Origin of the sequence: Acidocella sp. MX-AZ02, assembly GCF_000306035.1 — a bacterium.
Classification (GTDB): Bacteria; Pseudomonadota; Alphaproteobacteria; order Acetobacterales; family Acetobacteraceae; genus Acidocella; species Acidocella facilis.
In genome coordinates, this window is record NZ_JH976210.1 from 292,715 (window position 1) to 294,296 (window position 1,582).

The following is a 1,582-nucleotide window of genomic DNA, read 5'->3' on the forward strand; positions in this document are numbered from 1 at the left end:
GGGCGGTGGCGCGCAAGGCGCGGGCGGCGGCGAGGATCGGCTCCGCCCCCGGCCCCGGGCCGGTGAACAGCACCGAGGTCGCATCCTCCGGTGTTGGGGCGATGAAGCCGGTGCGGGTTTCCGGCACCAGCAGATCCTCGCGTAGCGAGAGGGCGGGGTGGTGGTAGTCATCGCGCCAGGGCAGCGCGGCGGCAGCCGGGCTGCCGGTGCGAAAGCGCCCCTCCTGGTCGATCTCGAAGATCGGCGTTGCCGCCTCGAAGCTGGCATCCGGGGTCCAGACCAGACGCTGGCCGCCAGCGCGCAGCTGGGCGCAGAGATCGATCCAGAACGCATCGCCGGAGAGCTCGGCCAGGGCGCAGCCGCGCAGCAGCTCGGTGCGGGCCAGCAGGCCGGGCGGGGTGATGGCGCTGGCTTCCTGGTCCACCAGCAGCCAGGCCCCCATGCGCCCGGAGTCCGGCGCGTAACCATGGCCAAGCCGCACCGGCGCGCCGATGACGATGGGCCCTTGCAGCATTGGCTGGCTGGTGCCGCCGGCACCGGGCACCAGCGTGCGCCCACCGGCCATCGCCACGCCTGGATCCGCCAGCTTGGTGCGCAGCACGGACAGCCAGTCCGGCGTGGCGGGGGTGGCGCGGGCATCCAGAATGGCGAGATGCGGCGCCTCCACCAGCGCCAGCGCGGCGGCGAAGGCGGCCGCGCCGGTGGCGGTGATCGCCCGCACGCTCTGCCCCAGCCCGGCGCGCTGCGCGTCGATCTGCGTGAAATAATCCGCCACGTCCGGGCGCGGCGCGAAGGCGGCCAGGATGATCGGCAGCCTTGCCACCGGCGGCTCCAGCAGCGCGGTGAGGCGCTGATTGACGCTGGCGACATCCGCGCCATCGCACAGCAGCAGGAGGGCGGTGCCGGGATCGGCGACCTTCCGCTCATGCCGGAACAGCCCGACAAATTGCCGCTTGCCGATGGCGGCCGGCATGCCCAGCCGGGCGAGATGGCTGGCCAGCGCCGCTTCAGCGGCGGCGACGAAATCCTCCACCGCGATATCGTCGCGCCGGGCCGCATTGTCGCGCACGAACAGCGCCTCGGGCAGGCGCACGACGCGCGGCGCGGTCTCGCTCAGGCGCAGCTGGTAATCATATTCCTCAGCCCCGGCGCGGCTGCTATCGAACCCGCCAAGCCGCGTCAGTGTGGCGCCCTTGTACCAGACCCAGTCCCCCAGATAGGCGGATTGGCGCAGCCGGGTGACATCCCAGCCCGGCTTGTAGCGCACCCAGGGGGCGTCCGCGCTGGGCACGATCTCGTCGCAATAAAGCAGATCCGGCATCCCGGCGCGCGCCGCTTCCAGGGCGAAGCGCTGCAGCGCGTCGGGGTCGAGCCTGTCGCCGGCATTCAGCGCCGCGACATAATCATAGTCGCGGGCCAGCGCGTTCAGCGTGGCGCAGAGCGTGGCACTCACCCCGCCCGGGACGGCCGGGGCCTCGATGGTCTCGATGCCTTCCACCGTTGCCGGATCGACCGAGACCAGCCGGATCAGCTCCGCCTGGCGCCATTGGCCTTGCAGCGTCGCCAGCGTCTCGCCGATGGC

General features: G+C 72.4%; 1 protein-coding gene. It reads right to left on the reverse strand.

The genetic code is table 11. The features are described from left to right. Window positions 1–1,582 (reverse strand): family 2 glycosyl transferase (locus MXAZACID_RS19480; protein ID WP_008495544.1); only part of this gene is annotated, 1,582 nt, incomplete at both ends.